Annotated in this window: 2 protein-coding genes; both read right to left on the minus strand. The window is 76.2% G+C overall.

Annotated features, from left to right (window positions below):
- A partial coding sequence (locus ACTS11_RS20390) for an SDR family NAD(P)-dependent oxidoreductase (protein ID WP_442642114.1) occupies nt 1–732 on the minus strand: 732 nt, incomplete at its 3' end.
- Nucleotides 717–1,436 carry a DUF998 domain-containing protein gene (locus ACTS11_RS20395; RefSeq protein ID WP_442642115.1) on the minus strand — a complete coding sequence of 240 codons (720 nt, stop codon included), beginning with the start codon at nt 1,434–1,436 and terminating at the stop codon, nt 717–719. The genes ACTS11_RS20390 and ACTS11_RS20395, both read right to left, overlap by 16 nt.
- Nucleotides 1,437–2,478 lie beyond the last annotated feature (1,042 nt).

Below are 2,478 nucleotides of genomic sequence, written 5' to 3' on the forward strand. Positions count from 1 at the left end.
CCGCTCCGAGCAGAGGAAGGCGATCGCGGCGGCGACCTCCTCGGGGCGGCCGCGGCGGCCGAGCTCGATATGCGGGCGCTCCTCCCTCAGGAAGCTCTCCACGGCCTCCTCCCGGTCGGTGCCCCGCTCGGCTGCGCGGCGGTCCATCATGCCGTCGGTCATCGGCGTCTCGATGAAGGCGGGCGAGACCGCGTTGACGAGGACGCCGTTCTTCGCCACGGCGCGGCTGAGCGCGCGGGCGTAGTTCAGGAGGCCCGCCTTGGCGACGTCGTAGACCGCCTCCTCCGCATAGGGCTGGGCGGCGTTCTCGGAGGAGACGACGACGACGCGGCCCCAGCCGCGCCGCGCCATCGCGGGCACGAAGGCGCGGAGGGTCCGCACGACGGACATGAAGTCGGTGTCCCAGGCCTCGGTCCAGTCGGCGTCGGTCAGGTCCAGCGGGTGGCCCTTGGCCCCCGTGACGCCCGCCGCGCAGACGAGGATGTCGGGCATCGTGAAGCGCTCTTCCACGGTCATGGCGAGCCCGTCGACCTGGTCGGTGCGCGCGAGGTCGGCCTGGAGCGCGCGCACCTCGCCCGGCAGCTCCTGCGCCGCGGCGGCCACCGCGTCGCCCTGCCGGTCCACGAGGATGACGGAGGCGCCCTCCTCGGCGAGGAGGCGGCCCGTCGCCTTGCCGATGCCCGAGGCGCCGCCCGTCACGAGGGCGGTGCGTCCCTTCAGTCCGAGGTCCATTGGTCGTCCTTTCGCGTGTTGCCACGGTCGAACGCGACGCCGCCGGAGGCGGTTCCGGCCCGCACCCCCGCGATGCCGCGCCGCAGGAGGATCAGCGCGAGCGGCACGGTCCAGAACCAGGTGGCGGCGAGCGCGGCCTTCTCGAAGCCGCCGTCGAGGTGGTCGGGGGCGAGCTTGAAGGCGGCGGCGAGGACGGCCCAGAGGACGGCGGCGGTCCCGAAGGACAGGCCCGCGCTCCGCCGGACGCGCAGGGCACCCCGCGCCATGGCGAGCGGCCCGGCGAGGTAGAGCGGCCCGAGCGCGTAGGTCAGCCGCGTGTGGACCGTCAGCGGGTCGTCGGGGTTCGAGTTGAATTCGTCCCAGATCCCGAGGAGCGTCACGACGAGCGCGATCAGCGCGAGGCAGAGGATGCCGAGCGACCAGAACCACCGCCCGAGATGGAGGTGGGCGCTCCCGATGGCGAGCGCCAGCATCCCGCCCGCGTTGAGGTAGAAGCCGGTGTCCATGATCACGCGATGCGGTCCGCGCGCGAGGTCGCTGACGGTGTCGGCGAGGACGTCGTGCGCCGCGTGGGACAGGGCGAGCGGCAGCGCGGCCAGCGGCGCGAGCACGCCGAGAAGGCCGGCGGCGCCGCAGAGGACGAGCAGCTCGGGCCGCTCCGAGGCGACGGGGGCGGAGCCGCGGGGTGCGGGCGGGGCGCTCATTCACCCTCCTCCGCCCGGGGGCGCATGGCGGCGGGTGCCTCGGCCCCGGGCGCCGGGACGGGGCCCCGTGCCGTCTCGGGCGACGCCGACGGGCCGGGCGCGATGGGGGGGTGCGGGGCGCTCATCCCCAGCCCCCCGCCTGTCCGGTCGGCCTCCGGCCTGTCGGGTCGGGAACCGCGTCGCGGCCCCGGGCGATGGCCCGCGCCCTCGCCTCGCACGCGGCGGACACGGCGGCTCCCGGTGGCGCGGCAGGCATTCCGCGCGCCGGAAACCGGGGCCCGGAGCGTCGGCGAACAGCCGGTCGCGGGGACCGGGGACCGCGCCGTGGCGGTCGACGCGGACGGGGCGGGCAGGCGGGGCTGCGGGGCGCTCATCCCCGGTCCCCGGCCTGTGGTGTCGGGGAGGCGCATCGCGGTTGCGGACGATGGCCGGTGATATCCCCCCGCACGAGGCGGAATGCTGGCGGGGCATGGATCCCGCGCGCAGGAAACCGAGGCGCAGGAAACCGAGGCGCAGGGGGTCTGCGAACAGCCTCTCGCTGTGCCCGACGAACCTGACCGTTTCGGGCGACGCGGGCGGGACGCGCGGGCCGGGCGACGCGGAGAGGGCGCACAGCCGGGTAACGCAGGCGGGGCGACGCGGAGACAGTGCGACGGGGGCAGACGCGCAGACAGGGCGGCGTCCCGCGTGGGGCGATCTTGCAACCTCCGTGACCAGCCAGCCGATCGCTCCGGGCGCGCGTCGGACGCCCCGAGACCGCGTCGTGCTGGCGAACGTCAAGCCGGGGGGCAACCAGCGCGGTGTTCCGGGCAAGGGCGGGGTGGTCATCGGGACTCCGGTCTCCATGGGGGGCTCCACGGGGCGATGGCCGGATGGCGTCGGGCTGCGCGGCCAGCGGCGGACCATCGGGGCCGGGACCGGAGGCGGTGCGGCCTCGCGGGGCGGCGGTGCGTGGGCCGCTTGGCACTGGGAGAGGGCGGGGCGTCGGGTCTCCATGGGGGGCTCCACGGGGCGATGGCCGGATGGCGTCGGGCTGCGCGGC

The sequence above is a fragment of the Roseicyclus sp. genome, from assembly GCF_052168335.1.
GTDB lineage: Bacteria > Pseudomonadota > Alphaproteobacteria > Rhodobacterales > Rhodobacteraceae > Roseibacterium.